Genomic DNA, 859 nt, shown 5'->3' on the forward strand with positions numbered 1-859 from the left:
GTTTTTTATAAGAGACTGACGTATCTGATGCTCAGTGCTACGGCCAGCACAGCGCTTCTTTTGAGTGGCTGTAGTGATAACAGCAGCACTCAAGCAGATACTGAAGTTGCAGCAGATTTATCTGTCTTTGCCGGTTGTTATACGGTGAGTCAAGATGAGCCTGCGCAAATAAAGGTTAGCCAACAAGAAGGCGCTTGGGTGATGCAGATGAAAGAGCCTGCAAGTGCTAAGCGTGTTTGGGATGAGCCTGAAGCGTTAGAAGTGATTAAAAATAGTGATATACCGCAATTTTTCTCTATTGATCCAGACAATGTCGATGCGGTCATTGGACGTCCTGATCGAGTGCTAGTATTGGCGCATGTCAAGCCTGCTTATGCCAATATCGACCCACTATTAGACAGTGAGTATCTGTCTTATATTTATCGAGGTGCTAACACCATCTACCGAGTAGAGTGTGACGACGTCAATACCGATATATTGGCCAATCCACACGCCAATGTCATTATCGACAATGTGAATGAGAGCAATTAGATAAATATTGCTCATAGATATCATTGATGATCAATCGTATTTGTCTAGATCGTATTTTGCTATAAACAGTCATGCCAGTAGAGTCAAGCTATATGAATTTTTTTAGTTATGTCGTGTTAGGCGGGTTTTCTTATGCAGCGGGTTGGGCGATAAGAACGTATGTATTGGAAAAACAGCCTAAAACTGACCAGCCTTATAATCTCAAGCATCCTGCTATTTTGGCGTACTTGGGTGGGTTTTTTATCGTTATGCTGATTGTTTCGTGGTTGATTGGTCGTTATGCGCTTGGTCATGCTGCGATCGATTTACCATTTATTATTGTCAACAG

The 859-nt window shown here is 42.1% G+C and carries 2 protein-coding genes; both read left to right on the forward strand.

Annotated elements, in window-relative coordinates:
• On the forward strand, window positions 1–531 hold a 531-nt coding region (locus ACS8FC_RS16015), incomplete at its 5' end, for a hypothetical protein (RefSeq protein ID WP_439297498.1).
• Between the two features lie 92 nt (window positions 532–623).
• A partial coding sequence (locus tag ACS8FC_RS16020; RefSeq protein ID WP_439297499.1) for a hypothetical protein occupies window positions 624–859 on the forward strand: 236 nt, incomplete at its 3' end.

It is taken from the genome of Psychrobacter sp. 1Y4, assembly GCF_051847555.1.